Origin of the sequence: Nocardioides marmoriginsengisoli (assembly GCF_003725695.1) — a bacterium.
In the GTDB taxonomy this organism is placed as follows: domain Bacteria; phylum Actinomycetota; class Actinomycetes; order Propionibacteriales; family Nocardioidaceae; genus Marmoricola; species Marmoricola marmoriginsengisoli.
In genome coordinates, this window is the sequence record NZ_RJSE01000007.1 from 59,348 (window position 1) to 78,066 (window position 18,719).

At 69.5% G+C, this 18,719-nt stretch carries 18 protein-coding genes; 17 read left to right on the plus strand and 1 reads right to left on the minus strand.

Annotated features, from left to right (window positions below; translation table 11 throughout):
• Position 1: 1 nt before the first annotated feature.
• The 9 genes from EFK50_RS22805 to tdh all read left to right on the plus strand — a co-directional run bounded on the left by EFK50_RS22805 (position 2) and on the right by tdh (position 8,183).
• Positions 2–124: a hypothetical protein gene (locus tag EFK50_RS22805; RefSeq protein WP_281274011.1), complete on the plus strand. Its 123-nt coding sequence runs from the start codon at positions 2–4 to the stop codon at positions 122–124.
• Between the two features lie 41 nt (positions 125–165).
• A complete protein-coding gene (locus EFK50_RS08970; protein WP_123227246.1) occupies positions 166–1,410 on the plus strand; it encodes a PucR family transcriptional regulator in 1,245 nt (414 codons plus the stop codon).
• 169 nt (positions 1,411–1,579) lie between these two features.
• Positions 1,580–2,329, plus strand: a complete 750-nt coding sequence (locus tag EFK50_RS08975; protein ID WP_123228593.1) for an amino acid ABC transporter ATP-binding protein — start codon at positions 1,580–1,582, stop codon at positions 2,327–2,329.
• A 2-nt stretch (positions 2,330–2,331) separates the two neighbouring features.
• Positions 2,332–2,979 carry an amino acid ABC transporter permease gene (locus tag EFK50_RS08980; RefSeq protein ID WP_123227247.1) on the plus strand — a complete coding sequence of 216 codons (648 nt, stop codon included), beginning with the start codon at positions 2,332–2,334 and terminating at the stop codon, positions 2,977–2,979.
• Position 2,980: 1 nt separating this feature from the next.
• Positions 2,981–3,694 carry an amino acid ABC transporter permease gene (locus EFK50_RS08985; RefSeq protein WP_123227248.1) on the plus strand — a complete coding sequence of 238 codons (714 nt, stop codon included), beginning with the start codon at positions 2,981–2,983 and terminating at the stop codon, positions 3,692–3,694.
• Positions 3,695–3,708: 14 nt separating this feature from the next.
• On the plus strand, positions 3,709–4,563 hold the full coding sequence (locus EFK50_RS08990) for a substrate-binding periplasmic protein (protein WP_183407743.1): 855 nt from the start codon (positions 3,709–3,711) through the stop codon (positions 4,561–4,563).
• A gap of 83 nt (positions 4,564–4,646) precedes the next feature.
• Positions 4,647–5,954 carry an NAD(P)/FAD-dependent oxidoreductase gene (locus EFK50_RS08995; RefSeq protein WP_123227250.1) on the plus strand — a complete coding sequence of 436 codons (1,308 nt, stop codon included), beginning with the start codon at positions 4,647–4,649 and terminating at the stop codon, positions 5,952–5,954.
• Positions 5,955–5,989: 35 nt separating this feature from the next.
• Positions 5,990–7,123: an aminotransferase class I/II-fold pyridoxal phosphate-dependent enzyme gene (locus EFK50_RS09000; RefSeq protein ID WP_123227251.1), complete on the plus strand. Its 1,134-nt coding sequence runs from the start codon at positions 5,990–5,992 to the stop codon at positions 7,121–7,123.
• 4 nt (positions 7,124–7,127) lie between these two features.
• Positions 7,128–8,183 (plus strand): L-threonine 3-dehydrogenase, encoded by a 1,056-nt coding sequence (gene tdh, locus EFK50_RS09005; protein WP_183407744.1) that lies wholly within the window; start codon positions 7,128–7,130, stop codon positions 8,181–8,183.
• Positions 8,184–8,189: 6 nt separating this feature from the next.
• On the opposite strand, the gene EFK50_RS09010 is transcribed toward tdh, so the two are convergent.
• Positions 8,190–9,161: an MBL fold metallo-hydrolase gene (locus EFK50_RS09010; protein ID WP_123227253.1), complete on the minus strand. Its 972-nt coding sequence runs from the start codon at positions 9,159–9,161 to the stop codon at positions 8,190–8,192.
• Between the two features lie 67 nt (positions 9,162–9,228).
• Between EFK50_RS09010 and EFK50_RS09015 the strand changes: the two genes are divergently transcribed.
• The 8 genes from EFK50_RS09015 (at position 9,229) to EFK50_RS09050 (ending at position 18,716) form a co-directional block, all read left to right on the plus strand.
• Positions 9,229–10,764 carry an AMP-binding protein gene (locus EFK50_RS09015; protein ID WP_123227254.1) on the plus strand — a complete coding sequence of 512 codons (1,536 nt, stop codon included), beginning with the start codon at positions 9,229–9,231 and terminating at the stop codon, positions 10,762–10,764.
• A 27-nt stretch (positions 10,765–10,791) separates the two neighbouring features.
• Positions 10,792–11,943: an acyl-CoA dehydrogenase family protein gene (locus tag EFK50_RS09020; RefSeq protein ID WP_123227255.1), complete on the plus strand. Its 1,152-nt coding sequence runs from the start codon at positions 10,792–10,794 to the stop codon at positions 11,941–11,943.
• A 12-nt stretch (positions 11,944–11,955) separates the two neighbouring features.
• Positions 11,956–12,975, plus strand: a complete 1,020-nt coding sequence (locus EFK50_RS09025; protein WP_123227256.1) for an acyl-CoA dehydrogenase family protein — start codon at positions 11,956–11,958, stop codon at positions 12,973–12,975.
• A gap of 77 nt (positions 12,976–13,052) precedes the next feature.
• Entirely contained in the window at positions 13,053–14,138 is a 1,086-nt protein-coding gene (locus tag EFK50_RS09030) for an LLM class flavin-dependent oxidoreductase (RefSeq protein ID WP_123227257.1), read from the plus strand.
• Positions 14,135–15,124: an LLM class flavin-dependent oxidoreductase gene (locus EFK50_RS09035; RefSeq protein WP_183407745.1), complete on the plus strand. Its 990-nt coding sequence runs from the start codon at positions 14,135–14,137 to the stop codon at positions 15,122–15,124. Before EFK50_RS09030 ends, EFK50_RS09035 begins: the two co-directional genes overlap by 4 nt.
• On the plus strand, positions 15,124–16,674 hold the full coding sequence (locus EFK50_RS09040) for a class I adenylate-forming enzyme family protein (RefSeq protein WP_123227259.1): 1,551 nt from the start codon (positions 15,124–15,126) through the stop codon (positions 16,672–16,674). Before EFK50_RS09035 ends, EFK50_RS09040 begins: the two co-directional genes overlap by 1 nt.
• Entirely contained in the window at positions 16,674–17,660 is a 987-nt protein-coding gene (locus EFK50_RS09045) for an LLM class flavin-dependent oxidoreductase (protein ID WP_123227260.1), read from the plus strand. The genes EFK50_RS09040 and EFK50_RS09045 overlap by 1 nt, the downstream gene beginning before the upstream one ends.
• An 81-nt stretch (positions 17,661–17,741) precedes the next feature.
• Positions 17,742–18,716, plus strand: coding sequence for an enoyl-CoA hydratase/isomerase family protein (locus EFK50_RS09050; RefSeq protein ID WP_123227261.1), 975 nt, complete (start codon positions 17,742–17,744; stop codon positions 18,714–18,716).
• The last annotated feature ends 3 nt before the right edge of the window (positions 18,717–18,719 follow it).

Sequence of the window (18,719 nt, forward strand, 5' to 3'; positions counted from 1 at the left end):
CGTGCTGCCGTCGTGGCTCACCTTCGCCGCAGGCATCCGCGCCTTCACCCCGGCGAAGGCCGTCGCCGGCACCTACACGATCGCGATCGGTGACCTCGACCTGGCCGTCATCGGCAACGGGTAGGAAGCAAGGATCCGTTCTGCCGGCGCGAGTACGCTCAGCGGATGCCGTCGGGTGTCGAGTCCCTCTCGAAATCGGAGAACCTCCAGGAGCTCATCGATTCGTTTGCTGAGCGCCTGCAGCGGTCGGTGGCGCTGGACGACCCGTCGCTGAGCCTGATCGCGGCGAGCCGTCACTTCGGCGACGAGGACACGGTGCGCGTGCAGTCGGTGCTCGGCCGCGGGGTTGCCCCGGATCTCCAGGCGACGGTCCTGTCCCTGGGCATCGCGGACCTCGACGGTCCTGGTCGCATCGCGCCGCCGGCGGACCTGGGAGCCAAACCCCGGATCTGCGCGCCGGTGCGTTGCGCCGGCGTACTGCTGGGGTACCTCTGGCTCATCGACGACGGCCTCGTCGGCGACGACGAACTGCGGGACACCGCGATCGTCGCCGACCAGGCCGGCATGATGCTGTACCGCCGCGAGCTGTTCCTGCAGCGCAAGCAGACTCGGTGCAGCTCCCTGGTGCGCGACCTGATCTCTGCTGACGAGCCGACCCGGGGCGCTGCCGAGCTCGAGGCACTCGACGAGGAGCTCGTTCCGCCGCACGCGAAGGTCAGCGTGGGTGTCGTTCGTCCTGCGGCGCCGTCCGAGCAGAGTGGCGACTCCGCGTTCCTGACCGTCGCGCAGCGCGCCACCAGCATGAGCACTGACCCCGCGGTCCTGTGCCTGCCCCGACCGCAGGAGCTCGTCGTGCTGGTCGCCCACACGCACGAGGACCCGGACCATCCGATCGCGGTGACACGTCGACTGTCGGCCGCCGTGGCAGATCGACTGGGCGTGGGCACGATCACCGGCATCGGACGGCAGTGGGCCCACTTGAAGGATGCCCATCGCGCCTACCAGGAGGCTTTGGTCGCGGTGCGCGCGGCGCGGTTCCTGCCGGCCATGGGAGACCTGGTGACCTGGGACTCGCTGGGGGTCTACGCGCTGTTAGCGAAGCTCGACCCGGAGGAGATCGCGCCCGGCGCGGAGTCGTCTCCTCTCGGGCGGTTGGCGGCGAGCAAGAACGGTGACGTGCTCGCGTCGACCGCTGAGACGTACCTGGACCTCGCCGGGAGCATCCAGCGATCCGCCGAGGCGCTGCACGTCCACCGAGCAACGCTGTACCAGCGACTCGCCCGGATAGAAGCGGTCACCGGTCTCGACCTCGACGACGGTGGCGACCGGCTCACGCTTCATCTGGCACTCAAGCTCGCCAGGCTGACCGGGGCAGGAGTCCCGCTCGCCTCAGACGGTCGACAAATGTAGATATAGATCGACGGAACAACAGGTATCTGTACATAGCAATGGGTCCGCGCCCGCTTCCATACTTGGTCACCAGTCAGGCCACGGAAGTAGGGCGAATGAAGTGTCGGAACGACCGCATCGAGGCAACCAACCGGGTGTTGCGCCGGTGGCACGGGTGAAGAGTGACGACATGACCCCTGAATCGAAGCCGCTCCTCACTCTCGACGGCGTCTGCGTCGCCTACCGGCACCAGGAAGTCGTTCACGACGTGTCCCTGGACGTGGCCGCCGGCGAGGTCGTCGCCCTGATCGGCCCGAGCGGCGCGGGCAAGAGCAGCCTGCTGCGCGCCATCAACTTCCTCGAGCCGCCGAGCAAGGGACGGATCCTGCTCGAAGGGGTCGAGGTGGGCGGATCCCGCCGCACGCTTGATGCCCTGCGCCGCGACGTGGGCATGGTCTTCCAGTCGTTCAACCTCTTCCCGCACCTGACCGCGTTGCAGAACGTCATGCTCGCGCCGGAGCACACCCTGGGACTGCCCAGGGAGCAGGCTCGCGAGCGTGCGATGAGGCAGCTGACCCACGTCGGACTCGCCGAGCGGGCCGACGCGAAGCCGGGCAAGTGCTCGGGCGGGCAGCAGCAACGGATCGCGATCGCCCGGGCCCTGGCTATGGAACCCAAGGTGATGCTCTTCGACGAGCCGACGTCGGCCCTTGATCCCGAGCTCGGTGCCGAGGTCCTCGCCACGATGCGCACGCTCGCGGGAGAGGGAATGACGATGGTCGTCGTCACCCACGAGATGCACTTCGCGGAGGACGTCGCCGATCGCGTGGTGTTCATGGCTGACGGCCACGTCGTCGAGGAGAACTCCGCCGGAAAGCTGATGCGTGATCCGCAGCATCCGCGAACCCAGCGCTTTCTCAACGCGGTCAGGGGCCGTTAGCGGTGGGCACGATTCTCAGCACCCTCGCGGACGGCGTCGCGCAGACGATCGGGATCACCCTCGCCGCCTTCGCCGTTGCCGCGGTCCTCGGACTCCCGCTGGCGGTCCTGCGTCGATCCGGCCACTGGTTGGTGCGCCTGCCGGCCGTGGTCGTCGTCGAGGTGCTGCGCGCGGTTCCGCCCATCGTGTGGCTCTTCCTCATCTACTTCTCGCTGGGGAGCACCGACAACCTCCAGCTGACGACCTTCCAAGCGGCCGTCATCGGCTTGGGGCTCATCTACGCGGCGCACCTGTCCGAGGCCTACCGAGCGGGCCTGGACGCCGTGCCTGCCGGGCAGTGGGAAGCGACGCGAGCGCTTGCGCTTCCGCGTACCCAGGCCTACGTCCGCGTGATCCTCCCGCAGGCGCTGATCGTGGTGATCCCGCCGATGGCGACCTTCGCGATCGCGCTGCTCAAGGACAGCGCCATCGCCTCCGTGATCGGTGCCACGGACATCACCTTCCAGGCCGTCCAGCTGACGCAGCAGGACCTGAACGGCCTGGGGAACTTCACCGTCGCAGGCTTGCTCTACATCGCGCTCGGCATCCCGTTCGCCGTCGTGGCCCGTGGGGCTGACCGGGTGCTGTCGCGTCGCCTGGTGGGGGCCTGACATGTCGACGTTGAACGAGTGGCAGGACTACCTACCGGACTACCTCGACGGGTTGAAGGTCACCCTGCGGCTGACCGGGGTGAGCCTTGCCGGGGGTCTGCCGCTGGGCCTGCTCCTGGCGCTGGCGATGACGGCGCGCCGGCGTACTGTCCGCTGGCCGGCGATCCTGCTCGTGGAGATCGGGCGCGGGGCGCCTGCGCTGGTCGTCCTCTACTTCGTCTACTACGGACTACCGCAGCTGGATCTCACCTGGAGCAGCTTCGTGTGCGCGGCGATAGCCCTGGGGTTCACCACCGCCGCCTACACCGCGGACATCTTCCGGGCCGGGATCAACTCGATCCCGGTCGGGCACCGTGAGGCCTGCCAGGCCCTGGGGCTCAGCCACGGCCAGGAACTGCGCCTGGTGGTGCTTCCGCAGGCGATTCGCGTCGTGATCCCGCCGCTGATCGGCTTCTGCATCCTCCTGTACCAGGGCACCTCACTCGCCTTCGCCGTCTCGGTGCCTGAGCTGCTGAGCCGTGCCTACAGCCAGGCGTCGATCACGTACCAGTTCACCTCGACGCTGGTGCTCGCCGGCCTGGTGTACGCCGCGATCTCGCTGTCCGCCGTCGCGCTGATGCGCGCTCGATGGCCAGGTCGTACCGCTTCCGTCACCGACGTCGAGCCACCCGGAGAAGGACTGGCCCGGACCACCGAAGTCACGCACGCCCCTTGAGAACGGAGAGAACGATGAAGTTGAGTCGCACCCTTGTCACTGCCGTGGTCGGCACGCTCGCCGCAGCATCGCTCAGCAGCTGCGGTAGCTCCGACGACGACCCCAGCAGCTCGTCCCCGCCCGCAGGCTGCACGCCCGCTCACCCGGACGTCCAGACCCTCGAGAAGGGCGAGCTGAACGTGCTCGTGTACGTCACGCCGCCGTACACGACCAAGGAGGGCTCGACCTACGGCGGAGTCGAGGGAACCCTGGTGAAGGAGATCGCCAAGCTCGAGTGCCTGGAGATCAAGGAGAAGTCGGTCGCCGCGGCGGCAGGACTCGCGAGCATCCAGGCCGGACGCGCCGACATCGTGATCGGCGGGATCTACTACACCGAGGACCGCGCCCAGACCTTGGGTCTGAGCGCGCCGGTGTACCGCGACGGGATGGCGTTGCTGTCGAAGGACAGCCTCGGCGGGACCCTGGACGAGCTCCGTGGGAAGACGATAGGCGTGATCCAGGGCTACCTGTGGAACGAGGACTTCCAGAAGGCGCTGGGGTCCGGCAACGTCAAGCTCTACCAGGACTCCGCGAGCCTGCTCACGGACGTCAAGAACGGCCGGGTCGACGCAGCGGTGCTCACCAGCGCCGAGGCCGGCTATCGAGCCGCGCAGGATTCCAGCCTGAAGGTGACCGGCTTCCAGGCCTCGCCGGAAATCGCTGCCTCGGCGAGCCAGAACAACGTGGTGATGGCTCTTCCGAAGGACAAGACCGCGTTGATCTCCGTCGTCAACGACGACATCAAGACGCTGGTCGACAACGGAGCCGTCGCCAAGGCGCTGGAGGACAACGGAATGGATCCGGCGCTGGCGGGGCCTGTCACCCCGTAGTCGATCCGACCGGAGCCTCGCGCTCCGCTCATCACCTACTCGGCTCCTGAGCCGATCCGAACTCAACGCCCTGAGGAATTGTCATGCAACAAAATGGGTACGACGCCGCCATCATTGGAGCCGGGGTCATCGGCTGCTCGATCGCCTACGCGCTGGCTCGTGACGGCTACCGGGTCTGCGTCTACGACCGAGGAGGCGCAGCGGGCAACGGATCCACGAGCGCCTCCTCGGCCAACATCCGGTTCAACTACTCCACCTGGGAAGGCGTCGCGACGGCCTGGGAGTCCTTCGTCCTGTGGGACGACTGGACGAATCACCTCGGCGGCGTCGACGAGGCGGGGATGGCTCGGTTCATCAAGACCGGTGGCGTCGTGCTGGACTCTCCGGACCAGGACTCCGAGCGCGTGCTCGCCCTGTTCGACCGGGCCGGAATCCCCTACGAGAGGTGGGACGCCGCCGACATCAGGTCACGACTGCCGGTCCTCGACCCCAGCCGGTACTACCCGCCGAAGCAGATCGGCGACCCGGAGTTCTGGGACGACCCGCAGGGTGAGGTCGGCGGGTACTGGGTCCCCGACAACGGGTTCGTCGATGATCCTGCGCTGGCTGCCCACAACCTGATGAGCGCTGCGCGTCGCCACGGCGCGGAGTTCCGGTTCAACGCGCCGGTCACGGCGATCCGACGTGAGGACGGCGCCATCACGGGCGTCCAGATCAAGGACGAGCCGACCGTCCCGGTGAGTGTGGTCGTCAACGCCGCCGGTCCGCACTCGGCGGTCGTCAACGCGCTCGCCGGGGTGATCGACGACTTCAACGTCGGTACCCGCCCGATGCGGCAGGAGGTTCACCAGGTGCCGGCGCCTCCCGGGTTCGGCTCGAACCACCTGGTTCCACTGGTCGGCGATCTCGACCTGGGCACGTACTTCCGGGGCACCCCCAACGGCGACCTGCTCATCGGCGGCACTGAGCCCGCCTGCGATCCGATGGAGTGGCTCGACGACCCGGATGAGTACAACCACAAGCCGACCCAGGGGGTCTTCGACGCGCAGGTCATTCGCACGGCCCGTCGACTCCCGAGCCTTGCGGTCCCGAATGCTCCCCGTGGCATCGGCGGCGTGTACGACGTCTCCGACGACTGGATCCCGATCTACGACAAGACCTCGCTCAGCGGGTACTTCGTCGCGATCGGCACCAGCGGGAACCAGTTCAAGAACGCGCCGATCGTGGGCGACCTGCTCGCCTCGATCATCGCCGCGAGCCGACAAGGCCGGGACCACGACACCGACCCGGTCCAGCTGACGCTGCCTCGGACCGGGCACACGATCGACCTGGCCCACTACAGCCGGAAGCGAAAGTTCAACCAGGACAGCAGCTTCAGCGTCATGGGGTGACCCGTGCACCAACGACATCGAAGGGAGGAGCACGAATGACGAGTGCGCCGTACTGGCCGACGGCCGAGGGCCGGCTCTCCGGTCGCGTGGACCTGGACGGCCGCGAGATGATCATGCTGTCGTCGAACGACTACCTCGGTCTTGCCGGTGACGAGAAGGTGGTGGCGGGAGCGCACCATGCCCTCGACGCGTACGGCGCCGGGATCGGGCTGAATCCCAGCATCGCGCTCACACGCGTGCACCGGGAGCTCGCCGAGGAGCTGGCCGACTACCTCGATTCCGAGTCGGTCCTCCTCTTCAACTCGTGCGCCTCCGCGAACTGCGCAACGCTGCAGACCCTCGCGGACACCTCCGATGCCTTGATCATCAGCGACGAGTACAACCACGCCAGCATCGTCGATGGGTGTCGTCTGGCCCGCGGACGGACCGCGGTGTACCGGCACGACGACCTCGAGTCGCTGCGCGGCGTGACGGCGGACGCGGCCGAGGCTGGTCGCAGGCTGATCGTCACCGACGGCGTGTTCAGCATGGAGGGTTCGGTCGCGCGCCTCGACGAGCTGCAGCCCCTGGCTGACAGCATCGGGGCCCACCTGGTGGTGGACGAATCCCACGCGGTGGGCGTGGTCGGGGACTCCGGCCGCGGATCGGTCGAGCTCCGTCAGTCGGCCGGCTCGACGATCCGCACCGGAACCTTCTCCAAGGCGCTCGGAGCGGGTCTCGGAGGATTCCTGGCGGGTCCGAGGGAGGTGGTCGACGAGGTCACGAGCCGGGGACGCTTCTTCATCTTCACCAGCCCGATGCCCGCCTCGGTCGCTGGTGCGGCACTCGCCGCGATCCGGCTCGTTCGCGACGACCTGAGTCGCCTGGAGGCTCTGCGGTCCAACGTCGGTCGATTCCGTCGAGGCATGGAGGAGACCGGCTGGGAGCTGCTCGACGGCTCGGGTCCGATCGTGCCGGTCATGCTCGGCGACGACGAGCGCGCCCGCCGGGTCGCGACCTCTCTCCGCGAGCGCGGCGTCTTCGCCGCCGCGTTCGCCTTCCCGGTGGTCCCGCGGGGTAGTGCGCGCATCCGCGTGCAGATCTCGGCGGCGCACACCGGCACCGACATCGATGCCGCCATCGGCGCCTTCGCCGAGGCAGCCGACCTCGAAGCCCATCACAGGAGTTGACCCCATGCTCGCCTTGCAGAAGACCGCGCCGACCACCGGATTCACCGCGACCTACGACGCCCCAGTCCCCGAGCCCGGGGCCGGGGAGGTGCTGGTCGCGGTGACCCGTGCCGGTGTCTGCGGCACGGACAAGGGCATCTTCGACTGGGCTCCTTGGACCGCGGAGCACGTGTCGTTGGGAGTCACCGTCGGGCACGAGTTCGTCGGCCGGGTCGCTGCCGTCGGCCCTGGTGTCACCCGGGTGCGCGAGGGCCAGCGCGTCAGCGGGGAGGGCCACCTCACCTGCGGGCACTGCAAGCCGTGCCGGACCGGTGACAGCCATGTGTGCCGGAACGTGAAGGTCCTCGGCGCGAGTGTGGACGGCTGCTTCGCCGAGTACGTGATCGTGCCGGAGAGCAATGCCTGGCCGGTGCACGACGAGATCTCCGACGACGTCGCGGCGATCCTCGACCCGATCGGCAACGCGATGCACACGGTGATGGCAGCGGGAGTCGCCGGCCGGACGGTTCTGGTGACCGGGGCCGGGGTCATCGGAGCCATCTCGATCGCCATCGCTCGGGCTGCGGGAGCAGGGACGATCATCGCCACCGACATCAGCTCCCGGCGTCGCGCTCTGGCGCTGGAGATGGGTGCCGATCACGCCCTCGAGGGCGACGCCCCCGACTGGCCGGAACAGGCACGCGACCTCACGGACGGCGACGGCCCCGACGTGCTGCTCGAGATGAGCGGGAACCCGGGAGCGATCCAGCAGGGGCTGAGGTCGCTCCGGAGCGGGGGCAATGCCGCTCTTCTCGGAGTACCCACGGAGCCGGTGGAGATCGACCTGTTGAACCAGGTGGTCTTCAAGGGGACGACGATCCGCGGCGTGTTCGGTCGCCGGATGTTCGACACCTGGTACCAGGTCGAGAACATGCTCCTGGGCGGTCGGTTGCGACTCGACCCGGTGATCAGTCACCGGATCCCGATCCACGACTACGAGGACGCCTTCGCCCTGATGGCATCGGGTGAGGCGATGAAGATCGTCCTCGTCGTCGACGATCTGGGCGTGTCTTCGCGGTAGCCGCGCCTACTCCACCCCACGCATCAGCGCCAGGGTGTGCACCAGCGCGAACCGCTTGGTGCCGTTCCCGAGCTCGTCCCAGGGCTTGGCCCGCGGCAGCAGCGGTGCGACCTCCCAGGCGGTCGACCCCGCGCTCATCAGGGCGCGGACCGCGGCCACCTCGTCGAGGTGGAACGCCTTCAGCTCCTCGGCGCGAGCGGCCACGTCGCGGTAGGCGAACTGGTGCGCGGGGCAGGCGATCTCGGCAGCGAGGTCCCGGATCCGGTCCAGGGTCGCGAACAGGTCCGCGGCCGGGTTGTCCTCCGGGAGGCTCGGGATCGCCAGCTGGGTCGGGCCCTCGGCCATCATCGTGTCGCCGGTGAAGACCAGGCCGCGGGAGTCGACGTACACGGTGTGCCCGTAGGTGTGCCCGGGTGCGTGCATCGCCCGGACCGTCACCCCGCCCAGGGTGATGTCGGTGTCGGCGTCGAGCACGACGTCCAGCTCGAGCGACTCCGTGTGGTGGGCGACCTTGATCGCCTCGGCGTACATCGTCTCGACCACGTCCGCCGGCGCCCCGGTCAGCGCGAGCGCGTTCCGCAGCTGGGCCAGGAACCCGCCGCGCCGGCTCTCCTGGGAGGCGAAGTCGTCGGCCCGCCCCATCGCCACCTTCGCGCCGGACAGCTCCCGGACCCGTTCGGCGAAGCCCACGTGGTCGGGGTGGTTGTGGGTGAGCAGCACCCACCGGATCTCCGCCACGTCGCGACCGATCGCGGTGACCGACGCCTGGAAGGACTCCCAGCAGCTCGGGTGCTCGTAGCCTGCGTCGATCAGGATCAGGCCCTCGGTGGTCTCGATCAGGTAGACGATGATCGAGTGCAACGGGCTGCCGTGCAGGGGGACCGGAACAGCCCAGACGCCGTCGATGACCGCGGTCGGTGCGGAGACCTCGCGTGCCCGGAAGCTGCTGGCGTGATCCTCGCTGACAGGTGTGGACATGTTTGGAGATCCCGTCTATGGTTTCCAACAACATACCGAATGGTCGGAATCTAATGCAAGGAGTGGTATGAGCGAGGAGCAGACCGGCTTCCGGCTCTGGGCCGCGTCCGATCCGGACCTGTGCGCGATCGTCGCCGCCGACAACCAGCAGCTCACCTACGGCGAGCTCTTCGCCGAGGTCAACCGGATCTCCCACGGCCTGCGCACTCGCTGCGGACTGGTAGAGGGGGACACTGTCGCCTGCGTGATGACCAACAGCGTCGGGATGGTCGCGCTCTACCTGGCCGCGATGCAGTCCGGCCTCTATCTGGTCACGGTGAACTACCACCTCACCGAGCCGGAGATCGCCTACATCCTGGCCGACAGCGGCGCCAAGGTGGCCGTCTGCTCGCCGCGCGCGGAGGCGACCGTCGCGGCCGCGGCCGGCGACGGCGTCCAGGTCTACGTCGACGGCCCCGGTACGACGGCGCAGCCGCTCACCGCGCTCACCGCGGGGATGCCGGAGACGGACCTCGAGGAGACCCGCGCCGGGTCCTTGATGATGTACACCTCCGGCACCACCGGCCGCCCCAAGGGCGTGAAGCGACCGCTCAGCGGCCTCGATGCCGACAACGGCGCGCAGGCCTACGTCTGGCTCTTCAGCGAGTTCGGGATGACCCGGGAGGCGTTCGGCGCCTGGCTGGTCTCGGCCCCGCTCTACCACTCGGCGAACATCGCACCCGCGGCCGGAGCCCTGCACGCCGGCGGCACCCTGGTCCTGATGGACGGGTGGAACCCGGAGGGCTTCCTCGCCCGGGTGCAGGAGTGCGGCGTCACCGGATCGAGCATGGTGCCGACGCACTTCTACCGGTTGCTCCAGCTGCCGGTCGCCGAGCGCACCGCCTACGACCTCTCCACCCTCAAGTACGTCATCCACGGTGCGGCACCGTGCTCGACCGAGATCAAGCAGCAGATGCTCGACTGGTTCGGTCCGGTCATCTACGAGTACTACGGCGCGACCGAGGTCGGCACCACCATCGCCCGCCCGCACGAGTGGCTGGCGCGGCCGGGCACGGTCGGCCTCCCGCTCTCGGTCTCGACCCTGAAGATCCTCGACGCCGAGGGCAACGAGGTGCCGGCCGGCGAGACCGGGATCGTCTACATGCGGATGGGCGAGGACAAGGTCGAGTACCACAACGACGCCGCCAAGACCGAGGGCTCCCGCCGCGGCGGTCTGATGACCGTGTGGGACCTGGGCCACGTCGACGAGGACGGGTTCCTCTACATCACCGGCCGGGCGTCCGAGCTGATCCTGGTCGGCGGCGTCAACGTCTACCCCTCCGAGATCGAGGGCGTCCTGATCGGTCACGACTGGGTGGCCGACGCGGGCGTCGTCGGGATGCCGGACCCCGAGTACGGCGAGGTGCCGCTGGCGCACGTCGTGCTCACCGAGTCCGCTCCCGAGCGCGACCTCGCGATCGAGGGGCTGCGCGCGTACCTGGCGGAGCGGCTCGCCAAGCCCAAGCTCCCGCGGACCTACGTCGTGCACCGCGAACTGCCGCGCGACCCCAACGGCAAGCTCTACAAGGCCCGGCTCGCCGGCACCGAGACGGTCTCGGCGTGAGCAGGGCACTCTTCGAGGAAGGCGCACATGGACTTCGATGACAGCGAGGCCGACCTGGCGTTCCGCCGCGAGGCGGGCCAGTGGCTCGACGACGCCCTGCGGGACGTCCCCGACCAGGAGGACCTGACCCAGGACCAGCGCGAGGACTGGTCCCGGATCTGGCAGGACCGGCTCTGCGCGGCGAACTGGGCCGGACTCTCCTGGCCCGCCGAGCACGGCGGCCGCGGGATGGACTCGCTCGCCCAGGCGATCTTCAACGAGGAGGCGGCGGTCCGCGGGGCGCCGTACCCGCTCAACGGCGTCGGGATGATGCTGGCCGGGCCGACGATCATCGCCCACGGCACCGCCGAGCAGCAGGCCCGCTACCTGCCCGGCATCCTCCGCGGCGAGACCTACTGGTGCCAGGGCTTCAGCGAACCGGGCTCGGGTTCCGACCTGGCCAGCCTGCGCACCTCGGCGACCAAGGTCGACGGCGGCTGGCTGATCAACGGGTCGAAGATCTGGACCTCGAACGCGCACAACGCCTCGAAGTGCCTGCTGCTCGCGCGCACCGACGGCGACGCCTCCAAGCACGCCGGGATCACCTACTTCCTGGCACCGATGGACAAGTTCACGGTGCAGCCGCTGACGATGATCAACGGCGACACCGAGTTCAACGAGATGTTCCTCGACGACGTCTTCGTCCCGGACGAGGACGTCCTCGGCGGTCTCGGCAACGGCTGGAAGGTCGCGCTGACCACCCTGGCGTTCGAGCGCGGCAGCATGGCGCTGAACCTGTGGGTCTGGGCCCGCGAGGCCGTCGACCGGATCATCGACGTGGCCCTCGAGCGCGGCCTGGCCGACGACACCGCCTTCCTCGACACCGTCGGCGCGCTCCAGTGCGACGCCGAGGCGGTCCGGATCGGCTCGATGCGGATGCTCGGTGAGAGCCAGGCGGGCGGTGTCCCCGGACCGGAGACCTCGGCGCTCAAGGGCCTGTGGGCCGGTGTGGTGCAGAACGCCAACCGGCTCGCGGTCCAGCTCGACGAGGCCGGCGGAGTGCTCCTCGACGGCGACGGTGCCGGCGCCCGGATGCGCCGTTACCTCCGTGCCCGCGCCCACACCATCGAGGGCGGCACCGAGGAAGTCCAGAAGTCCATTCTCGCGGAGCGGGTGCTCAGCCTGCCCCGCTCGCGTTGATCGAGGAGCGGCATGCGAGCCACCTTCACCCAGGACCAGCTGGACATCGAGAAGACCGTCCGGGCCCTCGCCGAGGGCGAGGACGTCGGGTCCCGCGCCACGCTCACGGCACCCTGGACCGCGCCGGCGTGCGACGCCGTCCTGCTCCGTGACTTCGGCCTGCTCGGCGTCCCCGAGTCGGCCGGCGGGGTCGGGTCGTCGCTGATCGACCTGCTCGTCGCCGTCGAGGCGCTCGGCGAGCACCTGGTACCGAGCCGGTTCCCGGCGCACGCCGCCGCCGTCCAGCTCGCCGCAGGCGTCGGCACGCTGCCCGACGAGGTGCTTGAGGGGCGCCGGGTGCTGACCCCCGCGGTCGACGTACCGGCTCACTCCGGGTGGGGCGACCGGGTGCCGAACGACCTGCTGATCCGCACCCTCGTCCGGTACGCCGCCCAGGCCGACGCGCTCGTCGGCCTCAGCGCGGACGGTGTCTGGATCGCCGACCCGGCCGGGATCGCGCCGCGGGTCTCCTTCGACCCGTCGGTGCCGCTCTCCGACGTCACCCTGACCCAACCCGAGCAGGTCGCCCCGGCCGGCTCCGGCGTCCAGCGGGCCACCCTGGTCGCGGCCGCCGAGCTGTGCGGCGTTGCCCAGGGAGCGATCGAGCTGGCCGCCGGCTACGCCCGGACCCGCGAGCAGTTCGGCCGGGTGATCGGCTCCTTCCAGGCGGTCGCGTTCCAGCTCGCCGAGGCCGCGACGATGCGCAAGGCCGCCTGGGACCTGACCCTGTACGCCGCCTGGGCCGTCGAGCTCGGCCGTCCCGAGGCGGCAGCACAGGTGCATGCCGCGAAGGCCGCCGCGGGCAAGGCCGCGGTCTTCGCCGCCGAGCGCTGCATCCAGGTGCACGGCGGGATGGGCATCACGATGGAGGCGGACCCGCACCTCTACCTGCGCCGTGCCTTCGTCCTCGACGCCGTGCTCGGTCGCGGCTCGTGGCATCGGCGTCGTGCCGGCGAGCTCCGGGTCGCCGCGCGCCGCACCGTCAGCACCTAGAAATCACCACCGAGCCCTTGCGGGGGACTCGGCATCTCGGTAACATACCAACTGGTCGGAATATACGAGGAGTGCACGTGAAGTTCGGAGTCATGAACCTGTTCCCGGCGTCCGACGCCGGATCTGACAACCAGGTGCTGCGCCAGACGCTCGAGGAGATCCAGCTCGCCGACGAGCTCGGCTTCGACTCGGTCTGGCTCGCCGAGCACCACTTCTCCAAGTACGGCATGCTCGGCAGCCCGATGAACTTCGGGATGGCGATCGCCGAGCGGACCAAGCAGATCACCATCGGCACCGCCGTCCTGGTGCTCCCGCTGCACGACCCGCTCCGCCTGGCCGAGGACATCGCCGCGCTGGACGTGCTCAGCGAGGGCCGGGTCTCGATCGGCGTCGGCCGCGGCTACCAGCCCTCCGAGTTCGCCGGCTTCGGGATCCCGCTCGAGGAGTCCAAGGGCCGCTACGAGGAGACCCTCGCGGTGATCCGGCTGGCGCTGTCGGAGGAGAACTTCTCGTTCCACGGCGAGTACCTGCACTACGACAACATCACCACCTACCCGCGGCCCTTCACCCCCGGCGGGCCGCCGATCCTCCAGGGCACCGTCTCGCCGGACAGCTTCCGCGACCGCGGCGCCATCGGCGAGTCGATCATCACCTCGCCGAACTTCACCCCGCTCGGCATCATGCAGAAGAACTTCGCGCTCTACCGGAACGCCATGGTGGAGAACGGGTTCGACCTCAGCACCTACGACTTGCCCTTCATGCAGCAGGTCTGGTGCGGTGAGGGCGAGACTGGACTCCAGGAGGCTGCCCAGGCGGCGCTGAACTACTACAAGTCGGTGGGGAAGGTCATCCCCGGCTCGGAGGACGCCATGGAGAAGGAGCGCGACTACTACGCGGCCGTGGCCAAGAACATCGAGCTGCTGACCCTCGAGCAGACCCTCACCCACGGCGGCAACTTCGGGTCGCCGCAGCGGGTCATCGAGACCATCGAGATGCTCCGCGAGCAGCTCGGCATCAACCACTACATCGGCTGGCTGCGGATCCCGTCGCTGGACCGCAAGGCGGCGCTGAAGTCGATGGAGATGTTCGCCGCCGAGGTGATCCCGTACTTCCGCGAAGGTGCCGGCTCGACCGCGACGGTGGAAGAGGCGGTCGTCGGGTGAAGGTCAGCTGCTTCCTGAGCGCCCAGTTCGACCCGTCGGCGTCCGCCGTCGACGGGGTCGACGACGTGGTGACCCAGGCGGCGGCCGCCGAGGCGGCCGGGTTCCACGCCGTCTACCTCGGGCACCACTACCTGGCGCAGTCGGCGTTCATCCAGCCGATCCCGCTGGCCGGCTACCTGGCCGCCGCGACCGACCGGGTCCGGATCGGCACCGGCGTGCTGCTGGCACCCCTGCTCAACCCGATCGCGCTCGCCGAGGAGCTCGCCTCCCTGGACGTGCTGTCGAACGGCCGGCTCACGGTCGGCATCGGCGCGGGCTACCGCAAGCGCGAGACGACGGCCTTCGGCGTCGACTGGCCCGACCGGCTCACCCGGCTGGCCGAGTACGTCCCGATCCTGCGCGCGCTGTGGAACGGCGAGACCCTCGACCTCGCCGGCAGCTGGGGCGAGGTCCCCGGAGCCTCGGTGGTGCTGCGCCCGGTCCAGCCCGGCGGCCCGCCACTGTGGATCGGCGCCTTCGCCGAGCCGGCGATCAAGCGCGCGGCCCGGCTGGACACGCCCTGGCTGATCGGCCCGAAGGGCAACGACGCGGAGCTGTCCCGGCTGCTCGGCATCTACCGCGACACCCTGACCGAGCACGGCTTCTCGCACGACCGCGGGTACCCGATGTCCCGGGAGGCGTTCGTCGCCGACACCCACGCCGCCGCCGTCGCCGGTGTCCGGCCGCACCTGGAGCGCCAGTACGCCGGCTACAAGTCCTGGGACGACGCCCAGGGCCTGGACATCGACCGGTACCTCGAGGAGGACTGCCTGGTGGGCACCCCGGAGGAGATCGTCGCCAAGCTCCGCCGCTGGGAGTCCGACCTCGGCATCACCGAGGTGTCGCTCCGGCTCCAGTTCGTCGGGGCGAGCCAGCACGAGGCCATGGACCAGATCGCCCGCTTCGGCGCGGTGATCGAACTCCTCGACGCCGCCGAGGCCGCCTGATGAGTACGACGAACCTGGCCGCCGTCCTCGCTGCGCGCTGCGCCGACCGGGCCGCCGTACCGGCGCTCTTCGGTGACGACGGACGCTCCTGGACCTTCGACGAGATCGACCTGCTTGCCGGCGGGGTCGCCGCGGCGCTGCGGGCCGAGGGCATCGGCGCCGGTGACCGGGTGGCGTTCTACCTGACCAACGGTCCCGAAACCGTCTTCTTCCTCTTCGGCGCCTGGAAGGTCGGCGCCGTCCCGGTGACGATCAGCAGCCTGTACAACGCTGCCGAGCTGACCGAGTCGCTCGCGAAGACCCAGCCTCGGCTGTTGCTGGTCGACGGGCGCCGGGCCGACGTGGTCGCCGGCATCGACTCCGAGGTCCCGGTCCGCTCGATCGACGGCAGCCTGCCGGACGTGCCGGTCTTCGACTGGCAGCACCAGCAGCGCGTCGACGCGGTCGAGGTGGACGACGACGCCGAGGCCTGCATCCTGTTCACCGGCGGCACCACCGGCCGGCCGAAGGCGGTCAGCGTCACCCACGCCGGCACCCGCGGCTCGCTGCAGCGGCTGGCCCGGGTCTCCACCGGCACCGAGGACGAGGGCACCGCGGCGCTCGACGCCAAGCCGAACCTGATCGCGCTGCCGCTCTTCCACTCCGGCGGACAGCACTCGCTGCTGTTCGCGTTCTTCGTCGGCCGGCCGGCGGTGGTCTGGGAGCGGTTCTCGATCGACCTGCTCGGCGACCTGATGGAGCAGTACCGCTTCGACAACTTCTTCTTCCTGCCGACGATGGTCTTCGACATCGTGCACGCCGAGCGGGTGCTCCCGTTCGAGGGCGTGAAGTCGGTGCTGGTCGCCGGCCAGGCCATCTCCTGGACGGTACGGCGCGCGTTCGAGGAGCGCTACCAGGTGCCGATCCTGGTCAACTACGGCTCGACCGAGTCCGGCCACATCGCCGGCTGGACCGGCCGGGACATGAAGGCCGGTCTCTGGAAGCCCGGGTCCGCCGGCCGGGTCTACCCCGGTGTCGAGCTGGAGATCCGCGACGACGACGGCGCGGCGCAACCCGTCGGCACCGAGGGCGAGGTCGTGGTCCGCTCGGCGATGACGAAGGGCTACGTCGACGACGCCGAGGCCTCCGCGGAGCTGGTCCGCGACGGCTGGGTGCACACCGGCGACATGGGCTACGTCGACGACGACGGCGTGCTCTGGCTGTCGGGCCGCAAGCGCGACATGATCAAGTGCGCCGGCTTCCAGGTCTGGCCCGAGGAGATCGAGGACGCCCTGCGCGCGCACCCGCTGGTGCGTGACATCCGGGTGGTCGGCGTACCGGACGACCGGCTCGGGGAGATCCCGGTGGCGCTCGTCGTCCGGGAGCGGGACACGGCGCTGGACGACGACGGCCTCGCCGCTGCGCTGGTCGCCTTCGCCCGCGAGGAGCTGGCCCACTTCAAGACCCCGCGCCGGATCGAGTTCGTCGCCGAGCTCGAGCGCAGTGCGACCGGCAAGATCAGCCGGGCCTCGGTGCCCGACCTGGCCCCGGCCGACGGCGGGGTGCGCTGATGAAGTTCGGGATCATGGCTTCGCACCAGTACCCGCACGCCGACGACCTCGGCAAGCACCTGAGCGACCTGTTCGGCACCGTCGAGACGGCCGCGGAACTGGGCTACGACTCGGTGTGGACGATCAACCACTTCGGCTCCAACCTGGCCACCCCGCAGCCGATCTCGATGATGGCCAGCCTGATCCCGCGGACCGGGGAGATGACGCTGGGCACCGGGATCCTGCTGCTGCCGCTGTTCCACCCGGTCCACGTCGCCGAGGAGTTCGCCACCCTCGACCACCTCTCCGGCGGACGGGTCGTGCTCGGTGTCGGGGCGGGCTACCGCGAGAACGAGTTCGCCGCCTTCGGGGTCGACCCGGACTCTCGCTTCCGGCGCCTCGACGAGAGCCTGCGGCTGATCCGCGAGCTCTGGACCGGCGAGGTGGTCAACCACGACGGCGAGTTCTACCCGCTGCACGACGCCACCATCGGGATCACGCCACTGACCCCGGGCGGTCCGCCGATCTGGGTGGGCGCCGGCGGCAAGAAGGCGGTACGACGGGCAGCCCGGCTCGGCGACGCCTGGTACGCCCCCGGCAACTCGCCGAGCAAGCGCTTCCTGCCCGAGCACGTCGCCGTCTACGACGAGGCGCTGGTCGAGTTCGGCAAGGACTCGGGAGCCGTCGAGCGCCCGGTCGGTGTCGAGCTCTACTGCGCGCCGACGAACGAGCAGGCCGTCGAGGAGGCGCTGCCGCACGCGCGCACCGAGTACTCGACCTACGCGGAGTACCCGGCCCTGCGCTGGCAGCGGGACCGGTTCGACGAGCTCGTGGTGAACACCCTGATGCTCGGTTCGCCGGAATACCTGATCGAGCGGATCTCCGCGCTGCGGGACCAGGGCTTCAACCACGTGATCTTCAGACCCGGCTGGCTCGGGATGCCGGCGGACAAAGTGCGGGCATCGCTGCGGCTCTTCGCCGCCGAGGTGTTCCCCGCCTTCCGCTGACGCCGCGCCGCCGTACCGACCGCAACGACACCGATGCCCGAACTCGGGCCGATCGACCAACGAAACAAGTGAGGAACTGCCGTGAAGAAGACTGAGGCCGAGCTGCTGGAGAACCAGTGGGACGTCGAGAACATGGAGGTCGACCCCGAGACCCTGGCGTCGTACGTGCGCTACGAGGTCGACGAGGAGCGCTCGACCGCGACGATCACCTTCGACCGCGCCGACCGGCTCAACGCGATCCCGGTCGCGGCCTTCGAGCGGGTCGGTGACCTGGTCCGCGAGGCCGAGTCCGACGACCGCGTCAAGGTGATCATCTTCAAGGGCGAGGGCGACCACTTCGGCACCGGTGCCGACGCCGCCGAGCTCGGCCACTACATCGGCTACAAGTCCGGCACCGACAAGGCGTCGCGACGTCGTCCGGCCCAGCGCCAGCGGATCCTCCCGGACCGCAACGTGCTCTCCTCCGGGTTCACCCGCCCGATCATCGAGTCGCTGAAGGCGACCATCTGCCAGGTGCAGGGCTACTGCTACGGCGGGCACTTCCAGATCGCGCTCTCCGCCGACATCGTGATCGCCAGCCCGGACGCCAAGTTCACGCACCCGGCCTTCCGCTACCTCGGCCCGGCCCCGCAGGACATGTACCACTGGGTCGAGAAGGTCGGCCTGACCACGATGAAGGACGTCATGCTCACCATGCGCGCGATCGGTGCCGAGGAGGGCGAGCGCAAGGGCCTGGTCACCAAGGTGGTCGAGCGCGACGAGCTGGACAAGTGGGTCGCGGACTACGCCGAGGCGATCGCGGTGATGCCGCTGGACTCGCTGATGATGGGTAAGTCGATGATGCAGATCATGATGGAGGCGCGCGGCAAGGGTCTCGGCGCGATGACCAGCTGGGTCGGCCACGGCTGGGCCACCAACGCGTCCTTCGACCCCGGCGACTGGAACTTCCTCAAGGAGCGTCGCGACCAGGGCGTCAGTGCCGCGCTCGCCGACCGCGACCGGATGGTGGCGCCGTACTTCCGGCTCAGCGACAGCCGCTCGCAAGAAGAGGCGTGAGCC